A 21,219-nucleotide genomic window follows, 5' to 3' on the forward strand; every position below is an offset into this window, starting at 1 on the left:
CCGCCGGCCGCACACCCAGCCCATCACACGCGCCCATCACAGCGGCGCCCCGTCGTCCCCACCCGAACCCGACGGAGAAGGCGACGGCGACCCCGGCGACGACGACGGCGGCTGCGACGGAGAAGGCGACGGCGTCGTCGGAACCGGCGGCTGCGACGGCACCCGCGACGACGGCGTCGGCTCCGGCGGCGGAGGCGGCGGCTCCTTGGCCACCGGCTCACACGCGAACAACACCCCCATCAGCAACGCCACCAGCAACAACGCCACCGCCAGCCCCACCACCGCCGCCACAAGATTCCGCTCCGGCGGACCCTCCCCGACCGGACCCGGCACCCCAGGCGGCCGCGGCTGCTCCAACGCCGGCTCCCCCGACCCGAGCCAGTACGGCTGGAACTGCGGCCCACGCCGCCGCCCACCCCACCAAGCACGCTCCGCCCCCTGGAACAGCACCGGCTCCAGAAAACGCTCCGCCCCCGCCCGATCCGCCTCGTACAGCGTCGCCACCCACGGCGCCGGACCATCCGGCTGCGCCGCCACCACCGGCGCCGCACCACCCGCCTGCGCATCCCCCACCGGACGCCCCGGCGCCGGCACCGCCGCATTGATCGCCGCACGGAACCGGTCCCGCGCCGCCGCATCCCCCGCCGCACCCCGGTTCAGAACCGCCACACTCGCGCGCCGCCCCGCACCGTCCACCCCCAGGAACACGATCCCGGCGGCGGACTCCGACAAACGCGCCGACAGACGAAACGGCCCCAGCTGAGCAGGGTCCCCCGGCGGCAACGGCCTCGACATGGCCGCAACACTAACAACCACACCCTACGATCGGGCCAAAGATCCACCCGGCACACCCGACCCTCAACCGATCACCCACCACACGCGCGTATCACCGGCGAACGGGTACAAGTGATCGCGTAGGGTCGTAAGGCGCCCACCCGCACACGATGACCGGGCACACGACGGACACAGCGAGGGACACCCACATGACCATCGCCGCCACCGACGCCGACGAGGCCGCGATCCTCCTGCAGGCCACCCTCGCCGAGGTCAAGAAGGTCATCGTCGGCCAGGACCACATGGTCGAACGCATGATCGTCGCCCTCCTCGCCCGCGGCCACTGCCTCATCGAAGGCGTCCCCGGCGTCGCCAAGACCCTCGCCGTCGGCACCCTCGCCCAAGTCGTCGGCGGCACCTTCGCCCGCCTCCAGTTCACCCCCGACCTCGTCCCCTCCGACATCGTCGGCACCCGCATCTACCACCCCTCCACCGAACAGTTCGACGTCGAACTCGGCCCCGTCTTCGTCAACTTCGTCCTCGCCGACGAGATCAACCGCGCCCCCGCCAAAGTCCAGTCCGCCCTCCTGGAGGTCATGGCCGAACGCCAGGTCTCCCTCGGCGGCAACACCTTCCCCCTCCCCCGGCCCTTCATCGTCCTCGCCACCCAGAACCCCATCGAATCCGAAGGCGTCTACCCCCTCCCCGAAGCCCAGCGCGACCGCTTCCTCATGAAGATCGACGTCCACCACCCCGCCGCCCACGAGGAACTCCAGATCCTCCAGCGGATGAGCATCGACCCCCCCGAGGCCACCGAACTCCTCGACACCGACCGCCTCGCCGGCCTCCAGCGCGCCGCCGAAGAGGTCGCCGTCCACGAACTCATCGCCGACTACATCGTCCGGCTCGTCATGGCCACCCGCGAACCCGAGCAGTACCGCCTGCCCGACCTGCGCGGCGTCATCGACATCGGCGCAAGCCCCCGCGCCACCCTCGGCCTCGTCTCCGCCGCCCGCGCCCTCGCCCTGCTGTCCGGACGCGACTACGTCCTGCCCGACGACGTCCGCGCCGTCGCCCGCGACGTCATGTCCCACCGCCTCGTCCTCACCTTCGACGCCCTCGCCGACGGCGTCGACACCTCCGACGTCATCGGCCAGATCCTCGCCGCCGTCCCGCCGCCCCGCGTCGTGTGGAACCACGGAGCAGCGGCGGTGACCACCGCATGACGCCGCGGAAGCGACGCAGCGGCAAACTCGCCCACCTCGCCCCCGAACGCACCCTGCGCCGCCTCGAACTCCAGGTCACTCGCCGCCTCGACGGCCTCCTCAACGGCGAACACCTCGGCCTGCTCCCCGGACCCGGCACCGAACTCGCCGAAGCCCGCCTCTACCAGCCCGGCGAGGACGACGTCCGGCACATGGACTGGGCCGTCACCGCCCGCACCACCACCCCCCACGTCCGCGACCTCATCGCCGACCACGAACTCGAAGCCTGGGCCCTGGTCGACCTCACCCCCAGCATGGACTTCGGCACCGGCACCATGATCAAACGCGACCTCGCCGTCGCCGCCCTCGCCGCCGTCGGATTCCTCACCGTCCGCCTCGGCGACCGCGTCGGCGCCTACCTCATGCACACCGACGGCATGCGCCGCTGGCCCGCCCGCACCGGCAAAGCCGCCATGTACGCCCTCCTCCAGGCCGCCCTCGACGCCCAGTCCGCCGAAGACGGCGCCTCCACCGGCACCACCGCCACCCCGCCCCGCGACCTCGCCGCCGGCGTCGAATCCCTCGACCGCGGCCAGACCCGCCGCGGACTCCGCGTGATCATCTCCGACTTCCTCGCCCCCGACGGCACCGGCCCCACCCCCGGCGGACCGCACGGCCAGCTCCCCTGGGAACGCCCGCTCCGCCGCCTCACCGCCCGCCACCAGGTCCTCGCCATCGAGATCATCGACCCCCGCGAACTCGACCTCCCCGACGTCGGCCTCGTCGAGATGGCCGACCCCGAGACCGGCACCGTCCACGAGATCGTGCTCAGCCGCCGCGTCCGCGAGAAGTACGCCGCCGCGGCCGCCGACCAGCGCGAACGCACCCGCGCCGCGCTGCGCCGCAGCGGCGCCCACCACCTCGTCCTGCGCACCGACCGCGACTGGATCGCCGACGTCGCCCGCTTCGCCCTCCGCCAGCGCCGTGCCGCAGGCCGGCCCGTCACCACCGCGGGAGTGCGCCCATGACCTTCCTGTCACCCGAACGCCTCTGGCTCCTCGGCCTCCTGCCGCTGCTGGCCGCCGCCTACCTGCTCCTGCAGATGCGCCGCCGCCAGTACGCCGTCCGCTTCACCAACCTCGCACTGCTGTCCCAGGTCGCGCCCAAACGGCCGGGCTGGCGCCGGCACGTCGCCGCCGTCCTGTTCCTCATCATGATCGCCCTGATGATGTTCGGGTTCGCGCGGCCCGCCACCGCCGTCAAGGTCCCCCGCGACCGCGCCACCATCATGGTCGCCGTGGACGTGTCGCTGTCCATGATGGCCAGGGACGTCACCCCCAGCCGCCTCGACGCCGCCAAGGCCGCCGCTAAGAAGTTCATCGGCGAACTCCCCGGACGCTTCAACGTCGGCGTCGTCGCCTTCGCCGGCAGCGCCAACCTCGTCGCCGCGCCCTCCGCCGACCGCGACGCCGCCATCGCCTCCCTCGACCAGCTCGTCCTCGCCAAGCGCACCGCCATCGGCGAGGCCGTGTTCACCTCGCTGCAGGCCGTCCGGTCCTTCGACGCCGACGCCCGGCAGGACCCGCCGCCCGCCCACATCGTCCTGCTGTCCGACGGGGACAACACCACCGGGCGCTCCGTGCAGGAGGCCATCGACGCCAGCCGCGTCGCGCACATCCCCGTGTCGACCATCGCCTTCGGCACCCCGTACGGCACCGTCGACATCGAGGGCGAGACCACCAGCGTCTCGGTCAACAAGGAGACGCTGAAGACCCTCGCCGAAAGCACCGATGGCAAGGCCTACGAAGCCGCCGACGCCGACCAGCTCCGCCAGGTCTACGCCAACATCGGCACCTCCCTCGGCTTCAAGACCGAGCACCGCGACGTCGCCGCCCGCTACATCGGCATCGCCCTGCTGTTCGCCTTCGCCGCCGGCGGCGTCTCCCTCGCCTGGTTCTCCCGCCTGCCCTGAGGCCCGCGGCGGCGCGCGCGGCGCGCGAACGCTGATACGGTCGGCGGACGTGGGGGAACACTACTTCGCCGAGCGGCCGGACGCCGCGAGCCGCCGACGCACCGTCGAACTCGTCCTGCCCGACCTGCACCTGCGGCTCGACACCGACAGCGGCATGTTCTCGCCCGACCGCGTCGATCCCGGCACCCGCGTGCTGCTGGAGACCGTCCCCGAGCCACCTGCGGCCGGTGACCTCCTCGATCTCGGCTGCGGATACGGCCCCATCGCCCTCACCATGGCCAAACGTTCCTCTCAGGCGAGGGTTTTGGGAGTAGATGTGAATCAGCGAGCGGTCATGCTCGCGGAGAGCAACGCCAAAGCCGCGGGCCTTGACAATGTAAGGTTCAGCTTGGCGGACGACGTGGACCCCGCCCTGCGATTCGCCGCGATCTGGTCCAACCCCCCGATCCGCATCGGCAAGGCCGCTCTGCACGACCTCCTCCTCACCTGGCTCCCCCGCCTCACCCCCGGCGGCCTCGCCCACCTCGTCGTCCAGAAGCACCTCGGCTCCGACTCCCTGCAGCGCTGGCTGAACGACCAGGGCTTCCCCACCGAGCGGATCGCCTCCCGGTCCGCCTACCGCGTCCTGCGCGCCGCACCCCGCACGGAAGGCCACACCCGATGAGCACCCCCGACCCCGCGCAGGGACGCCGCCAGCTGCGGCCCACCGACGTCAAGCGCCTCAACCGCGACTGGCGCCGCCGCACCGGCGCCCGCCTCGGCCTGCTCGTCGAGTCGGTCACCCAGCCGTTCAACATGGGCTCGATCATCCGCAGCGCCGCCGTGTTCGGCGTCGAGCACCTCTGGCTCGCCGGCAACGCCACACCCCCGACGCACCGCAACGTCGCCAAGACCGCCCTCGGCACCGAACGGCTCCTCCCGTGGGAACACGCCGGCACTCCCGCCGAGGCCGCCGCCGCCGTCCGCAAGGAGGGCCTGCGCCTGGTCGCCGTCGAGCTCACCACCGACGCCGTCCCCCTCCACGAGGCGCCCCTGGACGGCGACGTCTGCCTCGCCGTCGGCGGCGAGGACCACGGCTGCTCCCCCGCCCTGCTCGCCGCCGCCGACGCCGTCACCTACATCCCGCAGATCGGCCGCGTCGGCTCCCTCAACGTCGCCGTCGCCACCGCCATCGCCCTCGCCGAGGCCCGCCGCCGCGAGTGGAGCGCCTGACCGCACGCTACGATCTCCCCGTGCAGTTCCTCATCTTTGCGTAGGACGCCCACGCCGCCGCGAACGCGACGGCGCCCTTCAGCGTCCCCGTGAACCGCCCGCCTCGGGCCCCTTCTGAGGAACCGTTCCGTGACATCGTCATACGCGGCCGTCCTGCGTGCGCCGCACGCTCTCCGCACCTTCTCCCTGGCCCTTCTCGGACGCCTGTCCTACGGGACCGTCTACCTGTCCCTGACCCTGGCGTTCACCGCGTCCACCGGCTCCTACGCCCAGGCCGGCGGGCTCATGGCCATGCTCGGCCTCACCGTGTCGGTCCTGTCGCCGCTGCGCGCCGCGCTCATCGACCGGCACGGCCCGCGCCGCGCCCTCCCTCCGATGACCACCGCCTACGCCCTCCTCCTGGCCGCGCTGGCCGCCCTCACCTGGCGGCCGGGCGCGCCGTTCCCGGTGCTCGCGGCCCTGACCGTGGCCGCCGGCGTCACCGCTCCCCCGCTCGGCGTGGTCATGCGGACGCTCTGGCGAGGCCTCGTCCCGGACGGCCCCCTGCTGCGCCGCGCCTACAGCCTCGACACCGTCTCCGAGGAACTCGTGTTCGTCACCGGCCCCCTCCTGGCGGGGCTGCTGGCCGCGGTCGCCTCACCGGCCGTCGGAATCGCGCTCAGCGCCGTCCTGGTGGCCGCCGGGACCGCCGGCATGACAACGTCCCCGGCGGCCCGCCCCGGCCCCGCCGAGCGGCGCCGCACCTCACGCGGACCGACGTTCCCGCTCGTCCCGTCCGTCGCGGCCGCCGCCACCGGCGTTGTCCTCGGCTCGACGGGCCTGCTGGCGGTCGCGTTCACCCAGCATCACCACCAGCCCGCCGCGGTCGCGTGGGTGGAGGCCGCGCTCGGGGTGGGCAGCACCCTCGGCGGTCTCGCCTACGGCGCCATGAGCCGCTCCTCCCCCGGACACGGCCGGCTCGCCGCCCTCGCCTGCTCCCTCGGCCTCGCCCTGGCCGCCGCAGGCCTCGCCCCGTCCGTGGCCGTCCTGGCCGCGGCGGTGTGCGCGGCAGGGCTGTTCGTCGGCCCGACCCTGACCACCGCCTACCTGCTCGCCGACACCGGCGCGCCGCCCGGTGCCCGGACCCGCGCCGTGGCCTGGGTGAACACCATGCTGAACCTCGGCGCGTCCGCAGGGACGGCCGCCACCGGCGTGCTCCTGGACGCGCTCCCGCTGCCCGCCTGCTACGCCCTCGCCGGCGCGCCCGCCGCGCTGGTCCCGGTGATCCTGCTCGTTTTGCCGAAACGGCAAGGCGGTTCGCCGAAACCGGTGGTCACGGCGCACCATCGGGGCATGGACGAGACAACCACTCCCCAGGAGTACTGGGACGGACGGTATGCCGAGCGCCACCACATGTGGAGCGGCGAACCCAACGCCGTCCTTGTCCAGGAGGTCACCGAGCTGGAGCCCGGCACCGCCCTGGACCTCGGATGCGGCGAGGGCGCCGACGCCATCTGGCTCGCCCGCCGGGGCTGGCGCGTCACGGCCGCCGACATCTCCGGCGTCGCCCTCGAACGCGCCGCCCGGCACGCCGGCGAGGCGGGCGTCGCCGACCGGATCGACTGGCGGCGATGCGACATCGCCGAGTCCTTCCCCGGCGGCGTCTACGACCTGGTCTCGGCCCAGTTCCTGCACTCCCCCGCCGACATGCCGCGCGCGGAGGTGCTGCGGGCCGCCGCCGCGGCCGTCGCGCCCGGCGGGACCCTGCTCATCGTCGGGCACGCCGGGCCCCCGCCGTGGGACCCCGACGCCCACCCGGGCGTGCACCTGCCCACGCCCGCGGAGGTGCTGGAATCCCTCGACCTCCCCGACGGCGAGTGGGAGGTGCTGCGCAGCGACGAGCACGAACGCGTCCAGACCGCACCGGACGGACGCACCATGACCCGCACCGACAACGCCCTCAAGCTCCGCCGCCGGGCGGGCTGACCCGAGGGGCCGCCGGCGTCACCGGGAAGCGGTCTGCTCCATCAGCGCGGCGAACTCCTCCAGGGAGATCTTGCCGTCCCGGTTGGCGTCGGCGGCCACGACCACCTCCACGACGCGGGTGTCGGCGACGTCCTGCCCGAGCTTGACCATCAGGTTCTTCAGCTCGGCCGTCGAGATGTAGCCGTCGCCGTCCACGTCCACGAGTTCGAACGTCGCCTTGTATTCATTCACGTCCGCCATGCGTGACACTCCCTCGCCAATCGGGTTGCGGCGCTGACGGTAGCACCGGCGTCCCCGCCCCACCCCTTTACGCAGTAAGGTCAGTACTGGCGGCGCGGTCCGCCATAATCGGACGGGTGCGGCGCTCGTTCGAATTCCTCGACCATCCCGGCCCCATCCCCTTCGCCCATCGCGGTGGCGCGGCCGGCCGCCCGGAGAACTCCATGGCCGCCTTCCAGCGCGCCGCCGATCTCGGCTACCGCTACCTGGAGACCGACGCGCATGCCACCGCCGACGGTGTCGTCGTCGCCTTCCACGACCGCACCCTGGACCGCGTCACCGACCGCACCGGAACCATCTCCCGGCTCCCCTACGCCGAGGTCGCCAAGGCCCGCATCGCCGGCACCGAGCCCATCCCCCGGCTGGAGGACGTGCTCGGCTCCTTCCCCGACGCGCGCGTCAACATCGACCTGAAGGACGCGCCCGTCATCGGCCCGCTCGCCGAGACGCTGCACCGCACCGACGCCTGGCACCGGGTGTGCATCACGTCCTTCTCCACGCGCCGGCTGACGCAGATGCGCGCCCGCCTCCCCCTGTTCACCGACCGCGAGGTGTGCATGGCGCTCGGGCCGCGCGGGCTGATGGCGCTGCGCGCCAGGTCCTACGGCGGGCCCGCCGCCAAGCTCGTCCGCCTCGCCGCCACCGGCGTCGCCTGCGCCCAGGTCCCCTACGGGCTCGGGCCCGTCCCCTTCGTCACCGAGGCGTTCATCGAGCACGCCCACCGGCTCGGGCTGAAGGTCCACGCCTGGACGGTCAACGATCCCGCCGCCATGGCACGCCTCCTCGACCTCGGCATCGACGGCATCATGACCGACGAGCTGGTCGCCCTCCGCCGGGTCATGTCGGCCCGCGGCCTGTGGCCGCACGGCGAACCGGCCACCGTGTCCTGACGGCGGCGTGTCCTGACGGCGCCGTGTCCTGACCGCGGCGCTCAGCGGGCGAGGCGGGCCAGCTCGGCGCGCAGCCCCGGAACGCCGGTGAACAGCACGGACCGGATCCCCAGTGTCCTGGCCGCCTGCACGTTCTCCTCGCGGTCGTCCACGAACACCACGTCGCCCGGGGCGGCGCCGAGCCGGCCGGTCAGCTCGTGGAAGATCTCCGGCGCGGGCTTGGCCAGCCGCAGGTCGGCGCTGTAGAGACGGTGCCGGAACAGCGACGCCCACGGCCGCCCGTCCACCATGCGGGCGAGCTCGACGGGCGCGTTCGACAGCAGGGCGAGCGGCGTGCCGCGCCCGGCCAGCTCCGTCAGCAGCGCGACGGTGTCCGCGTTGATGTGCCCCCAGGTGCGGACGTCCAGGGTCACCAGCACTTCGATCAGGTCGTCGTCCAGCGGCACGTCAAGTTGCGCGCACACCTCCCGCCAGAACCCTGCGGCGGTCACGGCGGCCAGGTCGTAGGCGGGCCGGTGCGCCCAGTACACGGGCCAGAACCGGCCGGGGGCCACCGCCACCGTCTCCGGCAGCAGCGCCCCGGCGCCCCGGGGCGGGGACGCGCTGATCACACCCGCGTAGTCGAACACGATCCATGTCATGACATGCCTCCCGAAGGTCTCGGATTGACTTTCTAACACAGATTCTGTTTGATTCAACACATGGAGAGTTCGAAACGTGTGGACGCGCTCATCGAGCGGTTGCGAACCACCGAACGCGTGAGCGTGGCCGATCTGGCCGACGAGACCGGCGCCTCGGAGATGACCATCCGGCGCGACCTCGACCTGCTCGCCGAGCGGGGCGTGCTGCGCCGGGTGCGGGGCGGCGCGGTGAGCCTGCTGCTGCGCGGGGAGGCGCTGCCGTTCGCCGTCCGCGAGCACGAGGCCCCCGAGACAAAGGAGCGGATCGCCGCCGAGGTCGACGCGCTCCTCACCGACGGGGAGGCCGTCGTCCTGGACGCCGGGACCACCGCGCTGACCGTCGCCCGCACGATCGCCGGCCGGCGGCTCACGGTCGTCCCGCTCGACCTGCACGCCGCGAACGCCTTGAGCGGCGCCGCCCGGATCCGGCTGCTGGTCCCGGGCGGGCGGACCACGCCCGGGGCGCTGGCGTTCACCGGCCCGCTCACCGAGGCGTCGCTCGCCTCACTGCGCGTCGACACCGCCGTCCTCGGCGTGTGCGGTCTGTCGGCCGAGCACGGGCTGACCGCGCACGACCTGGACGAGGTCCCGGTCAAGCGCGCGGCGGTCGCGTCGGCCCGCCGGGTCGTCGCGGTGTGCGACGGCGCCAAGTTCGGCCGCAGCGGCCTCGGCCTCGTCTGCCCGGCCACCGACCTCGACATGGTCATCACCGACCGGACCGCGCCCGGGGCGGCCGTGTCCCGGCTGCGCGACGCGGGCGTCGACGTCCGCCTCGTGTGACGGGCGCGGTGCACGCGATGACCGGATCACTGCGGGCGGCCCGGCTCGCCACCTTCGCCTTCTTCGCCCTGAACGGCTTCCTGCTGGGCATGTGGATCGTCCACATCCCCGCCATCGAGCACCGGGCGGGCATCGACCACGCGACGCTCGGCCGGCTCCTGCTGGTCCTCGGCGCGGGCGCCGTCGCCGGCATGCGGATCGCCGGCCCTCTCACCGACCGCGCCGGCGGACGCGTCATCGTGCCGCTCAGCGCGGTGCTGTGCGCCGCGGCGCTGGTCCTGCCGGGCCTGGCCACCGACGCGTGGACGCTCGGCGCGGCCCTGCTGGTGCTCGGCCTCGGCAACGGGGCCCTGGACGTCGCCATGAACGCGCACGCCGTCCAGGTCGAACGCGGCTACGGGCGGCCCGTCATGTCCGCCTTCCACGCCACCTTCTCCATCGGCGGCGTCCTGGCCGCGCTGACCGGCGCGCGGACGCTCAGCTGGGGCTGGAGCCCCGCGGCGGCCCTCGGCGCGGCGACGGTCCTCGGCGCGGCCGTGGCCGCGGCGGCCGCCCCGGCGCTGCTGCGGTCCGGCCGCGCACCGGGCGCCGCGTCCCCGGCGCGCCGCCGGACGCCCCGGCGCATCTGGGGCCTCGCCGTCCTCGCCCTCATGGTCATGCTGTGCGAGGGGGTGGCCAACGACTGGAGCGTGCTGCATCTGCGCGAGCTGGACGCGTCCCCGGGCACCGCGGCCCTCGCCTACGGGGCTTTCTCCGCCGCTATGACGGCCGGACGGCTGCTGGCCGACCGGGTCGCCGCGCGCACCGGCCCGGTGGCCGTGCTCCGCAACGGCGCCGCCCTGGCCGCGCTCGGGCTGGCGGGTGCGGCGCTGTCCCCGTGGGCCACGCCGGCCCTGATCGGCTGGGCCGTCTTCGGAGCCGGGCTGTCGGGCTGCGTCCCGCAGCTCTTCAGCGCCGCGGGCCACCACGACCGGGACGCCGCGGGCGCCAACGTCTCCCGCGTGGCCGGGCTCGGCTACCTCGGGATGCTCGCCGGTCCGGCCGTGATCGGCCCACTGACCCAGGTCATGCCGCTCGGTCTCACGTTCTTCCTGCCCGTGGCGCTGTGCGCCGCGGCCGCGTCGGCGGCGGGCCTCGTGCGCCCGCGGCCCGGCGTCCGCGCCCGCCCGGCGGCCGGCCGCGAGTCGGGCGTCAGCGCCTGAAGCCGGGCGGGCGGTACTCAGCCGCGACGCGGATCGGCTGGGAGGGCTGCGGCCGCTCGGCCGGCAGGGCGGGCTGCCCAGGCGGGACCGCGCCGCCGACCTGCAGGTCGGCGCGCTGGGAGCGGACCATCTCCAGGAGCTCCAGATCCTCCGGAGAGACCAGAGCGGCCATCACCCTGCCCCGGCGCGTGAGCTTGACCGGCTCGCCGGTGTAGGCGACCCGGTTCACCAGATCCGCGAACTGGGCCCGTGCTTCGGTAACCGGAACATCCACGTGATTCATCGTATAGCGAAACGCCGGACTCTCCCCTGGCCGTCCAAGCCCTCGCGCATTAGCCTCCATGCGTACGTAGTGTACGAAATGTACAGATGATCGAGGAGGGCACGTGAGCGGCGAACCCAGGCGGCAGGATGGCGGGCGGCGGGCGGAGACCTATGCGGGCAGGTCGCGGGCCTCGGTGACCGAGGTGCCGCTCCTGGCCGACGCGCAGCTGTTCGAGCGGCTGCTCGCGCAGCGGATCGTGTTCCTCGGCACCGAGATCGACGACCAGGTGGCCAACCGGGTCAACGCGCAACTGCTGCTGCTCGCGGCGCACGACGCGCAGCGCGACATCACCATCTACATCAACTCCCCCGGCGGGGTCGTGGACGCCGGGATGGCGATCTACGACATGATGCAGTTCGTCCCGAACGACATATCCACGGTCGCGATGGGCATGGCGGCGTCCATGGGACAGACGCTGCTGTGCGCGGGCACCCGCGGCAAGCGGTACGCGCTGCGGCACGCGCGGGTGATGATGCACCAGCCGCACGGCGGGATCGGCGGCACCGCGTCCGACATCAAGATCCAGGCGGAGCAGTCGCTCTACCTCAAGCGGACCCTGGCGGAGCGGACGGCGTTCCACACCGGGCAGCCGCTGGAGCAGATCGAGGCCGACGGCGACCGGGACGCCTGGTTCACCGCCGAGGAGGCCCGCGACTACGGTTTCGTCGACCATGTCATCGACAGCACCGACCGGGTGGGCACATGACACGAGCGGAGAGGCGCTCCCTCGTCCCCGAGTTCGAGGAGCGGACGAGTTACGGGCGCAAGGACACCGACCCCTACAGCAAGCTGTTCGAGGAACGGATCGTCTTCCTCGGGGCGCCGGTGGACGACATCAGCGCCAACGACGTCACCGCGCAGATGCTGGCGCTGGAGGGGATGGACCCCGACCGGCCCATCGCCCTCTACATCAACTCGCCGGGCGGGTCGCTGACGTCGATGCTGGCGATCTGCGACACGATGCGCTACGTCCGGCCCGAGGTCGAGACGACCTGCGTCGGGCAGGCCGGGTCGGCGGCGGCGATCCTGCTGGCGGCGGGCTCGCCGGGACGGCGGCAGGCGCTGCGCGGCGCGCGGATCCTGCTGCACGAGCCGGCGATCGAGGTGTCCCGCGGCCACACCACCGACCTGGCCATCCAGGCGGCGGAGGTGCTGCGGCTGCGCGCGCAGACCGAGGCGATCCTTGCGGAGGCGACCGGCCGGGACCCCGAGACCGTCCGCCGCGACCTGGACCGCGAGCGCTACTTCACCGCCGACGAGGCCAAGGACTACGGGCTGATCGACGCGGTGCTCACATCCCGTCACTAGCGCCCCAGCCGGACGCTTCCCGGCGGCGGCCCCGAGGCGGCCGGAAACGGCAGGGTTGGATCACGCCGGGCGCGGGAATCTTGTCACGGTGTTCAGCGTTGGTCAGGGCAAGACCGCAAGCCGTCCGGGAGGCACGTAAAGATGGCCGAGCGCGCACTTCGCGGCACACGACTCGGAGCGACGAGCTACGAGAACGATCGCAACACCGATCTGGCTCCTCGGCAAGAGGTGGACTACACCTGCACGAAGGGCCACCGGTTCACCGTGACGCTCGCAGCCGAGGCCGAGGTGCCGATGACCTGGGATTGCCGCAACTGCGGCGCCGCGGCCCTGCGGGTCGACGGGGAACTGCCGCAAGCCAAGAAGGGAAAGCCGCCGCGCACCCACTGGGACATGCTCATGGAGCGCAGGACCGTTGAAGACCTTGAGGAGGTTCTGGCCGAACGCCTGGAGATCCTCCGGGCGGGGCGCAGAAGGTCCGCGTGAGCGGCTGACAGGATTCGCGGGACGGGCCCGTACCGGTGTGGCGGTACGGGCCCGTCCTCGTGTCCGGGGTCGTTCGTGTCCGGGTCAGCGGCCCGACCGGGGCAGGACCAGCCCGCTCTCGTAGGCGGCGACGACGGCCTGGACGCGGTCGCGCAGCCCGAGCTTGCGCAGGATCCGGCTGACGTGGGTCTTGACCGTCTCCTCACCGACGACCAGGTGCCCGGCGATCTCGGCGTTGGACAGGCCGGCCGCGACCAGCCGCAGCACGTCGGTCTCGCGCGGGGTCAGCGCGTCCAGGACGTGCGGCGCGGGCGGGCGGGGCCGCAGCCGGGCGAACTCCCGGATGAGGCGGCGGGTGACGGCCGGGGCCAGCAGCGCCTCCCCCGCGGCGACGATCCGGACGGCGTCGAACAGCCGCTCGGCGGTGACGTCCTTGAGCAGGAACCCGCTGGCGCCCGCGACCAGGGCGTCGTAGACGTGCTCGTCAAGGTCGAAGGTCGTCAGCATGAGGACGCGCGGCGGGTCGGGGTCGGCGGTGATGCGGCGGGTGGCCTCGATGCCGTCCATGACGGGCATGCGCACGTCCATCAGCACGACGTCGGGCCGGGTCTCCTGGCAGACGCGGACCGCGCCGGCGCCGTCGCCGGCCGTGGCGACGACGGCGAGGTCGGGCTGGGTGCCGAGCAGGGCGCCGAACCCGGCGCGGACGACCTCCTGGTCGTCGGCCACCACGACGCGGACGTTCACGAGTCCTCCTCCAGCGGCAGCGTCGCCTCCACCAGGAACCCGCCGGCGGGCCCGGGACCGGTGCGCAGGTCGCCGCCGGCGGCGGTGGCGCGCTCGCGCATGCCGAGCAGCCCGTGCCCGGCGGGCCCGCCGCCGGGGCCGGGGCCGTTGTCGCGGACGCTGACCCGCAGCGCGCCCGGCGCGTAGTCGATCTCCACGTCGACGGCGGCGCCCGGCGCGTGCCTGCGCGCGTTGGTCAGGGCCTCCTGGACGATCCGGTACGCGGCCAGTTCCAGCCCCGGGTCGAGGGCGGCGACGTCCCCGCGGACGATCAGCCGGACGCCCGCGGCGCCCGACGCGCGGGTCTCGTCGGTCAGGTCGAGGAGCTGCTGCAGGCCCGGCTGGGGGCGGCGGGTCGGCTCGGCGCCGGCGTCCTCGCGCAGCACGCCGAGCAGCCGCCGCATCTCGGTGAGCGCGGTGCGGGCGGTGTCGCCGATGGCCAGCAGCCTCTTGGCGCCGTCCTCCGGCATGCCGGGGACGGCGAGGCGGGCGGTCTCGGCCTGGACGGAGATCATGGAGATGTGGTGGGCGACGACGTCGTGGAGTTCGCGGGCGATGCGGGCCCGCTCGCCGCGCGCGGTGTGCTCCAGCAGCGTGTCCTCGAAGGCGCGTCTCGACGCGTCCCGCGCGGCGGCCTCGGCGCGCCTGCGCAGGATCCGCCGCCGTACGAGCACGGCCCAGGCGGTCAGGAACGCGGCCACACCGGCGACGGCGACGCCGCGGTGCAGGGCGCACGCCGCGGCGGCCGCGACGGTGATCGTCACGGCCGCGGTGGTGCCCCGTTCGCGGACGAGGGCGAGCGGAAGCGTCGCGCACACGTCCACGACGATCGCCAGGGGGAGGATCACCTCGGAGTCGTGCGTGCGGTAGACGGCCTCGGCGACGGCGGCGACCGCCAGGCAGCCTCCCACCACCGGCCACAGGCGCCGGGCGCTCTCGTCGCTCTCCCCCACGCACGCCATTGTGACGTGGCCGGAGCCCCGGCGGCGTCCCTCCCGCGAGGGACGCCCGCTCCCCCGGCCCAAGCCCGCCAAGACGCCTCCCCGGCGTGATGACCGGACACGGCCGCGGTCCGTAGCCTCCCTGGGCATGGAGGCAACCATCGAAGTGCGGGGCCTGCGCAAGCGGTACGGGCCGACCGTCGCCGTGGACGACCTGTCGTTCACGGTCGGGCCCGGGCAGGTCACCGGGTTCGTCGGCCCGAACGGCGCCGGCAAGTCCACCACCATGCGGATGATCATGGGTCTGGACCGGCCCGACGGCGGGGCCGCGCTGGTCGGCGGCCGGCCCTACCGGTCGCTGCGGACACCGCTGTGCCGGCTCGGGGCGATGCTGGACGCGGCGGCGGTGCATCCGGCGCGGCGGGCCCGCGATCATCTGCTGTGGCTCGCGCACGCCGGCGGCCTGCCGGCGCGGCGGGTGGACGAGGTGATCGAGCTGACCGGGCTGGCGAGCGCGGCCCGGCGGCGGGCCGGCGGGTTCTCGCTCGGCATGCGGCAGCGGCTCGGGATCGCCGCCGCGCTCCTCGGCGACCCGCCGGTGCTGATGTTCGACGAGCCGGTCAACGGGCTGGACCCCGAGGGCATCGCCTGGATCCGGGCGCTGCTGCGGTCGCTGGCCGCCGAGGGGCGGGCCGTGCTGGTGTCCAGCCATCTGATGAGCGAGCTGGAGGGCGGCGCCGACCACCTGGTCGTGATCGGGCGGGGCCGGCTGATCGCCGACACCAGCGTCGCGGATCTGCTGCACGCCGCGTCCGGCGGCAGGGTCGAACTGCGCACCGCGCGGAGGCAGGAGGCCATGACCGTCCTGGCGCGGGCGGGGGCCACGGTGACGGCGAACGGGCCGGACGCGGTGACCGTGGCGGGACTGGCGTCCGAGCGGATCATCGCCCTGCTCAACGGCGCGGCGGTCACGTTCACGGGCGTCTCCGAGCATCGGGCGTCGCTGGAGGAGGCGTACATGGAGCTGACGAGGGACGCGGTGGAGTTCCAGGCCGTGACCGGGCGGGAGGCCCGGTGAGCACCACGACCTCCTACCGCAGCAGCGTCGAGGCGGAGGCCAGCGACGGGTTCGGCCCGCTGCTGATGGCCGAGTGGACCAAGCTCCGGACCGTCCCGCGCTGGATGCTGGCCCTGCTCGCGTCGGTCGTCCTGACGGTGCTGGTGGCGCTGCTGGTCGCGGCGGGAAGCCAGTCCACCGGCGGCGGCGGGGACCGGCCGTCCGACCCGGCCCTGCTGGAGATCACCGACGCGGGCCACTTCACCTACCAGCCCTTGGCAGGGAACGGAACGATCGTCGCCCGTGTCACCGCCCAGGACCGCCCCGACGCGTGGGCCAAGGCCGGGCTCATGATCCGGAGCAGTACCAAGCACGGAGCCCCCTACGCGGCTCTGGTGGTGACACCGGGACACGGCGTGCGCCTCCAGACCGGCTACGAGACAGGCGGCGCCGGCGGCGGGACGGGCACCGTACCGCGCTGGCTCAAGCTGACCCGCTCCGGCACGACCGTCACGGGCTACCAGTCGCCCGACGGCCGCGGCTGGACCCGCGTCGGATCGGTCCGGCTGAAGGGCCTGCCGCACGCGGCGCTCGCGGGCATGGTCGTGGCCGTCCCCGCCGAGATCCAGGTGCGGCGGCAGTTCGGCGGCGAGAGCGTCTCCGGGCACCCGATCGGCACCACCGCCTCGTTCGACAACGTATCGGTGTCCCCCGCGCAGCCGGGCGCGTCGTGGCGCGACCGCGGCGGTCCGGGCGGGCCGGCCGGGCCGGGCTCCGACCTGGACGGCCGCACCGAGTCCGGCGGCACCTTCACGCTCAAGGGGATGGAGGACATCGGCCCCAACGAGTTCGCCGAGGACATCACCGAGCTGACCCTCACCGGCATGCTGATCGGGCAGGCGGCGATCGTGACGCTCGCGGTGCTGTTCGTGACGGCCGAGTACCGGCGCGGCATGCTGCGCACGACGTTCGCGGCCTCCCCCCGGCGCGGCCGGGTGCTGGCCGCCAAGGCGGTCGTGGTGGGGCTGGCGTCGCTGGCGGCGGGGCTGGTCGCGGCGTTCGGGGCGATGCTGCTGGCCGGGCCGTTGCAGCGCTCGCACGGAATGAACGTGCCGTCGCTGTCGGACGGCGCCGTGCTGCGCGCCGTCATCGGCACGGCGGCGCTGCTCGCCGTGATCGCGGTGTTCTCGATGGCGGTCGCGGTGATCGTGCGGCGCAGCGCACCGGCGATCTCGATCGTGCTGCTGCTCCTGCTCGTCCCGCAGATCGTGGCGACCGGGCTGCCGCTGTCGGCGGCGCGGTGGCTGGAGCGCCTCACCCCGGCGGCCGGGTTCGCGATCCAGCAGACCGTCACGCGGTTCGACCAGGCCATCGGCCCGTGGGCGGGCTTCGGGGTGCTGTGCGCCTATGCGGCCGCCGCGCTGGCCTCGGCCATGTGGCTGGTCAGGCGGCGCGACGCATGAGCGGAGCGAACCGGGGGGCGCGGACGGGGCTGCGGGCGCTGCGCGCCGAGTGGACGAAGCTGCGGACGGTGCCGAGCACCGCCTGGCTCGTGCCGGCGCTGGCCGCGCTGGTCGCGGCGGTCGGCGCCGCGGTGACCGGGTCGGTGGACACCTCGCACTGCCCCACGCCCGCCGGGTGCATGGAGGACACGCCGAAGCTCGCGCTGTCGGGCGTCCAGCTGGGACAGGTCGCCGCGATCGTCCTCGGGGTCCTCGCGGTCGGCGGCGAGTACGCCACCGGAACGATCGCGGCGACGCTGGCGGCCGTCCCGGGCCGGGTCACGGTGCTGGCCGCCAAGGCCGCCGTGGTCGCGGGCGTCGTGGCCGCCGCCGGGACGGCCGGGGTGCTGGCGGCGCTGGCGGCGGCGCGCGGCATCCTGCCCGGCAACGGGTACACCTCCGCCAAAGGCTATCCCCCGCTGACGCTCACGGACGGGCCGACGGCCCGTGCCGCGGCCGGGACCGTCCTGTACCTGGTGCTGGTCGCGCTGCTGGCGCTCGGCGTCGGGACGGTGGTGCGGGAGCAGGCGGTCGCGATCACCGTGGTGCTGGCACTGCTGTGGATCGTCCCGGTCATCGCCCGGCTGGCCGCGGACGCGAAGTGGGAGGAGCGGCTGGAGAGGGCCGCGCCGATGCCGGCGGGGCTGGCGGTCCAGGCGACCCGGGACCTGGACCGGCTGCCGATCGGCCCGTGGCAGGGCCTCGGCGTGCTGGCCTGCTACGCGGGCGCGGCACTGCTGGCGGGCGGTGCCGTGTTCACCCGCCGCGACGCCTGAGCGCTCAGGTGCGGGACGACGTGTCGTCGTCCTCGTGGACGACCTCGCCGCGGACCACCGGTCCCGGCGGGGTCTCGACGCGTTCGGGGCCCGGCCCGCGGCCGAACGGGTCGAACCCGGTGCCGCCGAGGCCCGGCGGGAACACCGTCGCGGCGCGCTCCTCGGCCGCCCGGATCCGCCGCGCCGCGAACGCCGACAGGGCCCGCCGGACGAGCGGGCGGGTGAACGGCAGCACGACCAGCAGCCCGAGCGCATCGGTGACGAACCCGGGGAACAGCAGGAGCACGCCGCCGGCCATGACCAGAGCCGCGTCCGCGAGCTCCCGGTCGGGCAGCACCCCGCGCTGGACGGTGTCCTGCAGGGCCCGCCAGGCGCGGCGGCCCTCCCGGCGGACGAGCCACCCGCCGAGGACGGTCTCGGCGATCAGCAGCCCGACCGTGGGCCAGGCGCCGATCACCTCGCCGACCTGGATCAGCACGAATATCTCCAGGACCGGCACCAGCAGGAACGCCAGGACGATCAGCAGCGGCAGCATGGCTCCATCTTCGGGGTCGTCGAAAAGACTCACCCCGTACAACGCCGGGACGGCCCCGAACGTTTCCCCGGGGAGCGCTCAGCGGGGAGGGCGGCGCTTGCCGACGCGGTCGGACATGCCCCACTGGGTGATGCGCAGCGCCGCCTCGGCCATCACGTCCCGGCTCATCTTGCTGGTGCCGTGCTCGCGTTCGACGAACGTGATCGGCACCTCCACCACGCGGAGCCCCTGCCGCAGGGCGCGCAGCGCCAGGTCGATCTGGAAGCAGTAGCCGCGCGAGTCGACCTCGTCCAGGCCGATCTTGTCCAGGGTCGCCGCGCGGAACGCGCGGTAACCGGCGGTGGCGTCGTGCAGGGGGATGCCGAGCATCAGCCGGGCGTAGGTGTTGGCGCCGCGCGACAGCGCCTCCCGCCGCTTCGGCCAGTTCCGGACCTCGCCGCCAGGGACCCAGCGGGCGCCGATGACCAGGTCGGCGTCCTCCAGCGCCGAGAGCAGCCGCGGCAGCTCCTCGGGCTGGTGGGAGCCGTCGGCGTCCATCTCGACCATGACGTCGTAGCCGTGCTCGGCGGCCCAGCGGAACCCGGCGATGTAGGCGGGGCCGAGGCCGTCCTTGCCCTGCCGGTGCAGGACCTTGATCTGCTCGTCCTCCGCGGCCATCGCATCGGCGACCTCGCCGGTGCCGTCGGGGCTCGCGTCGTCCACGACCAGGACGTCCACCGACGGGGCGGCCTCGCGCACCCGGCCGGCGACGCGCTCGATGTTGTCCCGCTCGTTGTACGTCGGGATGATCACGAGCACCCGGCCGAGGTCGGCTGGGATCTCCATCGGTGTCAATTCCCCTCGTTCTCCGGTGCCGTCTTCCGGGCCGTCCATGCCGCCGCGCAGAGCGCGCCGAGCCCGAGCAGCGCGAGCGTCCACTCGGGCGCCTCCCCCAGCCGGTCCGAAAGCGTCCGCGACGTGCGCGCCGGGACGCTCGCGACCTGGATGTCGGGGACGAACTCCCGGGACCGGTCGATCATCCGGCCGTCGGGCGCGACGATCGCGCTGATCCCGCTCGTCGCGGCAACCAAGATCGTACGGCCATGTTCGACCGCGCGCAGCCGCGACATGGCGATCTGCTGGGGCGGCAGGCTGGTCTTGCCGTAGGTGGCGTTGTTGGTCTGCACGACCAGGATGTTCCCGCGCGCGACGTCGCGGACCTCCTTGTCGTAGGCGACCTCGAAGCAGATCACGTCGCCGATGTTCACCGGCCCGAGCCGCATCACGCCGGAGCGGGTGCCCTTGGCGAAGTCGCGCGGGATCCGCTGGAACCGGGTGATCAGCTTGGTGAGGACGTCGCGGAACGGCAGGTACTCCCCGAACGGGACCGGGTGCCGCTTGACGTAGTAGTCGCCGGGGCCGGTCTCCGGGTCCCAGACGATTCCGCGGTTCTCGACCTTCTCGCCGTCGGGGGTGTCGGTGAGGGCGCCGACGAGGACGGGGACGCCGACGTCCTTCACGGCGCCGTCGATGGCGTTGTAGGCGTCGGGCTCTGCGTAGGGGTCCAGGTCGCTGGCGTTCTCCGGCCACACCACCAGCTGGGGCTTGGCGACCTTGCCGGCGCGGACCTGCGCGGCGAGCTCGTGGGTGGCCTTCACATGGTTGTTCAGGACGGCCTTGCGCTGGCCGAGGAAGTCCAGGCCGAGGCGCGGCACGTTGCCCTGGATGACCGCGACGGTGACCGGGCGGCCGGACGCGGGGGTGGGGATCAGCGTCCCGCCGCCCACCACGGCGGCGACGGCGGCGAGGCAGACCGCGGCGGGCACGAGCGTGCGCCACGTCCGCGGCGCCGCCCCCTCACCGGTCTCCGGGCCGGAGGCGCGTGCCTGGCGGGCGCGGTAGGCGCGGTGGGCGGCAAGGGCGGCGCAGGCGAGCAGCCCGCCGATCAGCGCCGTCAGGAACGTGACCAGGGGCGCGCCGCCGTAGGACGCGTACGGGGTCAGGGGCGTGGCGGTCTGGCTGAACGCCAGCCGCGCCCAGGGGAACCCGCCGAACGGGACGCGGCCGCGGAGCAGTTCCTCACCGACCCACAGCGCGGCAGTCCAGACCGGCCAGCCCGGCAGCCGGGAGACCAGCGCGATCCCGGCGCCGAGCGGGAGGAAGTAGGCGGCCTGGACGAGGCTGAGGATGATCCATCCGTCCGGGCCGATCCTGGAGATGCCCTCCAGGACGGGGATGAAGAACGCGGCGCCGGCGGCGAAGGCGAGCCAGGCGGCGGTGCGGGCGGCCTGGCCGCGCAGCGCGAGGGTGAGCAGCGCGACGCCGGCCGGGGCGAGCGGGGTGAGGCCGATGGGCGGGAACGCCGGCCACATGAGCAGGCCGGCGGCGACGGCCAGCAGCGTCCGGGGCCAGCCGGCGCGGCCGCCGCCGCGCAGCCGGCTCCACCGTCCCCGCGGCGCCGCGGTGACGGCCGGCGCTTCGGCGTCGCCCTTGGCCGGCGACCGGTCCGGGAGGATCTCCTGGGCCACGTCCCACCTCGTTCACTCGGTCCCTTGCCGGAACGCT

24 protein-coding genes are annotated in these 21,219 nt (G+C 74.1%); 15 read left to right on the top strand and 9 right to left on the bottom strand.

The features are described 5' to 3' along the window. Nucleotides 1–36: 36 nt before the first annotated feature. Entirely contained in the window at nucleotides 37–795 is a 759-nt protein-coding gene (locus ACQPXG_RS24005) for a hypothetical protein (protein WP_433461353.1), read from the bottom strand. A 188-nt stretch (nucleotides 796–983) separates the two neighbouring features. Here ACQPXG_RS24005 and ACQPXG_RS24010 point away from each other — a divergent pair, with 188 nt between their 5' ends. From ACQPXG_RS24010 to ACQPXG_RS24035, 6 genes are all read left to right on the top strand, one after another. Continuing rightward, nucleotides 984–2,000: an AAA family ATPase gene (locus tag ACQPXG_RS24010; RefSeq protein WP_433461354.1), complete on the top strand. Its 1,017-nt coding sequence runs from the start codon at nucleotides 984–986 to the stop codon at nucleotides 1,998–2,000. Further along, nucleotides 1,997–3,007 (top strand): DUF58 domain-containing protein, encoded by a 1,011-nt coding sequence (locus tag ACQPXG_RS24015; protein ID WP_433461355.1) that lies wholly within the window; start codon nucleotides 1,997–1,999, stop codon nucleotides 3,005–3,007. The genes ACQPXG_RS24010 and ACQPXG_RS24015 overlap by 4 nt, the downstream gene beginning before the upstream one ends. Then, the gene (locus ACQPXG_RS24020; RefSeq protein WP_433461356.1) at nucleotides 3,004–3,951 is read left to right on the top strand and encodes a VWA domain-containing protein; all 948 of its coding nucleotides are present in this window, start codon (nucleotides 3,004–3,006) and stop codon (nucleotides 3,949–3,951) included. Before ACQPXG_RS24015 ends, ACQPXG_RS24020 begins: the two co-directional genes overlap by 4 nt. A 49-nt stretch (nucleotides 3,952–4,000) precedes the next feature. Then, a complete protein-coding gene (locus tag ACQPXG_RS24025) occupies nucleotides 4,001–4,615 on the top strand; it encodes a class I SAM-dependent methyltransferase (RefSeq protein ID WP_433461357.1) in 615 nt (204 codons plus the stop codon). Continuing rightward, nucleotides 4,612–5,163 carry a TrmH family RNA methyltransferase gene (locus tag ACQPXG_RS24030; protein WP_433461358.1) on the top strand — a complete coding sequence of 184 codons (552 nt, stop codon included), beginning with the start codon at nucleotides 4,612–4,614 and terminating at the stop codon, nucleotides 5,161–5,163. The genes ACQPXG_RS24025 and ACQPXG_RS24030 overlap by 4 nt, the downstream gene beginning before the upstream one ends. Nucleotides 5,164–5,292: 129 nt before the next feature. Further along, nucleotides 5,293–7,128 (top strand): MFS transporter, encoded by a 1,836-nt coding sequence (locus tag ACQPXG_RS24035; protein WP_433461359.1) that lies wholly within the window; start codon nucleotides 5,293–5,295, stop codon nucleotides 7,126–7,128. A gap of 18 nt (nucleotides 7,129–7,146) precedes the next feature. On the opposite strand, the gene ACQPXG_RS24040 is transcribed toward ACQPXG_RS24035, so the two are convergent. After that, nucleotides 7,147–7,368, bottom strand: a complete 222-nt coding sequence (locus ACQPXG_RS24040) for an EF-hand domain-containing protein (protein WP_433461360.1) — start codon at nucleotides 7,366–7,368, stop codon at nucleotides 7,147–7,149. Nucleotides 7,369–7,484: 116 nt separating this feature from the next. Between ACQPXG_RS24040 and ACQPXG_RS24045 the strand changes: the two genes are divergently transcribed. After that, a complete protein-coding gene (locus ACQPXG_RS24045; RefSeq protein WP_433461361.1) occupies nucleotides 7,485–8,297 on the top strand; it encodes a glycerophosphodiester phosphodiesterase in 813 nt (270 codons plus the stop codon). Nucleotides 8,298–8,338: 41 nt separating this feature from the next. On the opposite strand, the gene ACQPXG_RS24050 is transcribed toward ACQPXG_RS24045, so the two are convergent. Further along, entirely contained in the window at nucleotides 8,339–8,938 is a 600-nt protein-coding gene (locus ACQPXG_RS24050) for an HAD family hydrolase (RefSeq protein ID WP_433461362.1), read from the bottom strand. 60 nt (nucleotides 8,939–8,998) lie between these two features. On the opposite strand from ACQPXG_RS24050, the gene ACQPXG_RS24055 reads away from it, so the two are divergent. Together ACQPXG_RS24055 and ACQPXG_RS24060 are read left to right on the top strand one after the other, a co-directional pair. Beyond that, a complete protein-coding gene (locus tag ACQPXG_RS24055; protein WP_433461363.1) occupies nucleotides 8,999–9,757 on the top strand; it encodes a DeoR/GlpR family DNA-binding transcription regulator in 759 nt (252 codons plus the stop codon). Nucleotides 9,758–9,774: 17 nt separating this feature from the next. Beyond that, nucleotides 9,775–10,959 (top strand): MFS transporter, encoded by a 1,185-nt coding sequence (locus ACQPXG_RS24060; RefSeq protein ID WP_433461364.1) that lies wholly within the window; start codon nucleotides 9,775–9,777, stop codon nucleotides 10,957–10,959. Here ACQPXG_RS24060 and ACQPXG_RS24065 read toward each other — a convergent pair. After that, on the bottom strand, nucleotides 10,949–11,233 hold the full coding sequence (locus ACQPXG_RS24065) for a type II toxin-antitoxin system prevent-host-death family antitoxin (protein WP_433461365.1): 285 nt from the start codon (nucleotides 11,231–11,233) through the stop codon (nucleotides 10,949–10,951). The genes ACQPXG_RS24060 and ACQPXG_RS24065 overlap by 11 nt on opposite strands. Before the next feature lie 184 nt (nucleotides 11,234–11,417). Here ACQPXG_RS24065 and ACQPXG_RS24070 point away from each other — a divergent pair, with 184 nt between their 5' ends. The 3 genes from ACQPXG_RS24070 to ACQPXG_RS24080 all read left to right on the top strand — a co-directional run bounded on the left by ACQPXG_RS24070 (nucleotide 11,418) and on the right by ACQPXG_RS24080 (nucleotide 13,078). Next, entirely contained in the window at nucleotides 11,418–11,990 is a 573-nt protein-coding gene (locus ACQPXG_RS24070; protein WP_433470038.1) for a ClpP family protease, read from the top strand. Continuing rightward, complete coding sequence (locus ACQPXG_RS24075) at nucleotides 11,987–12,592, top strand: ATP-dependent Clp protease proteolytic subunit (protein WP_433461366.1); 606 nt, start codon at nucleotides 11,987–11,989, stop codon at nucleotides 12,590–12,592. Before ACQPXG_RS24070 ends, ACQPXG_RS24075 begins: the two co-directional genes overlap by 4 nt. A 141-nt stretch (nucleotides 12,593–12,733) precedes the next feature. Beyond that, nucleotides 12,734–13,078, top strand: coding sequence for an RNA polymerase-binding protein RbpA (locus ACQPXG_RS24080; protein WP_433461367.1), 345 nt, complete (start codon nucleotides 12,734–12,736; stop codon nucleotides 13,076–13,078). An 84-nt stretch (nucleotides 13,079–13,162) separates the two neighbouring features. Here the strand turns inward: ACQPXG_RS24080 and ACQPXG_RS24085 are convergent, their stop codons facing one another. Both ACQPXG_RS24085 and ACQPXG_RS24090 read right to left on the bottom strand, forming a co-directional pair. Then, entirely contained in the window at nucleotides 13,163–13,825 is a 663-nt protein-coding gene (locus tag ACQPXG_RS24085) for a response regulator (protein ID WP_433461368.1), read from the bottom strand. Then, complete coding sequence (locus ACQPXG_RS24090; protein ID WP_433461369.1) at nucleotides 13,822–14,817, bottom strand: sensor histidine kinase; 996 nt, start codon at nucleotides 14,815–14,817, stop codon at nucleotides 13,822–13,824. The genes ACQPXG_RS24085 and ACQPXG_RS24090 overlap by 4 nt, the downstream gene beginning before the upstream one ends. Nucleotides 14,818–14,953: 136 nt before the next feature. Here ACQPXG_RS24090 and ACQPXG_RS24095 point away from each other — a divergent pair, with 136 nt between their 5' ends. The 3 genes from ACQPXG_RS24095 to ACQPXG_RS24105 are packed head-to-tail and all read left to right on the top strand — an operon-like array spanning nucleotide 14,954 to nucleotide 18,140. Continuing rightward, nucleotides 14,954–15,883: an ABC transporter ATP-binding protein gene (locus tag ACQPXG_RS24095; protein ID WP_433461370.1), complete on the top strand. Its 930-nt coding sequence runs from the start codon at nucleotides 14,954–14,956 to the stop codon at nucleotides 15,881–15,883. Further along, nucleotides 15,880–17,325, top strand: a complete 1,446-nt coding sequence (locus ACQPXG_RS24100) for an ABC transporter permease subunit (protein WP_433461371.1) — start codon at nucleotides 15,880–15,882, stop codon at nucleotides 17,323–17,325. The genes ACQPXG_RS24095 and ACQPXG_RS24100 overlap by 4 nt, the downstream gene beginning before the upstream one ends. Further along, a complete protein-coding gene (locus ACQPXG_RS24105; protein ID WP_433461372.1) occupies nucleotides 17,322–18,140 on the top strand; it encodes an ABC transporter permease subunit in 819 nt (272 codons plus the stop codon). The genes ACQPXG_RS24100 and ACQPXG_RS24105 overlap by 4 nt, the downstream gene beginning before the upstream one ends. Before the next feature lie 4 nt (nucleotides 18,141–18,144). Here the strand turns inward: ACQPXG_RS24105 and ACQPXG_RS24110 are convergent, their stop codons facing one another. The 3 genes from ACQPXG_RS24110 to lnt form a co-directional block, all read right to left on the bottom strand. Continuing rightward, nucleotides 18,145–18,675 (bottom strand): FxsA family protein, encoded by a 531-nt coding sequence (locus ACQPXG_RS24110; RefSeq protein WP_433461373.1) that lies wholly within the window; start codon nucleotides 18,673–18,675, stop codon nucleotides 18,145–18,147. Between the two features lie 78 nt (nucleotides 18,676–18,753). Continuing rightward, nucleotides 18,754–19,500: a polyprenol monophosphomannose synthase gene (locus ACQPXG_RS24115; protein ID WP_433461374.1), complete on the bottom strand. Its 747-nt coding sequence runs from the start codon at nucleotides 19,498–19,500 to the stop codon at nucleotides 18,754–18,756. A 5-nt stretch (nucleotides 19,501–19,505) separates the two neighbouring features. Beyond that, nucleotides 19,506–21,182: an apolipoprotein N-acyltransferase gene (gene lnt / locus ACQPXG_RS24120; RefSeq protein WP_433461375.1), complete on the bottom strand. Its 1,677-nt coding sequence runs from the start codon at nucleotides 21,180–21,182 to the stop codon at nucleotides 19,506–19,508. Between the last annotated feature and the right edge of the window lie 37 nt (nucleotides 21,183–21,219).

This window comes from Spirillospora sp. CA-128828 (genome assembly GCF_050945415.1).
Taxonomy (GTDB): domain Bacteria; phylum Actinomycetota; class Actinomycetes; order Streptosporangiales; family Streptosporangiaceae; genus Spirillospora.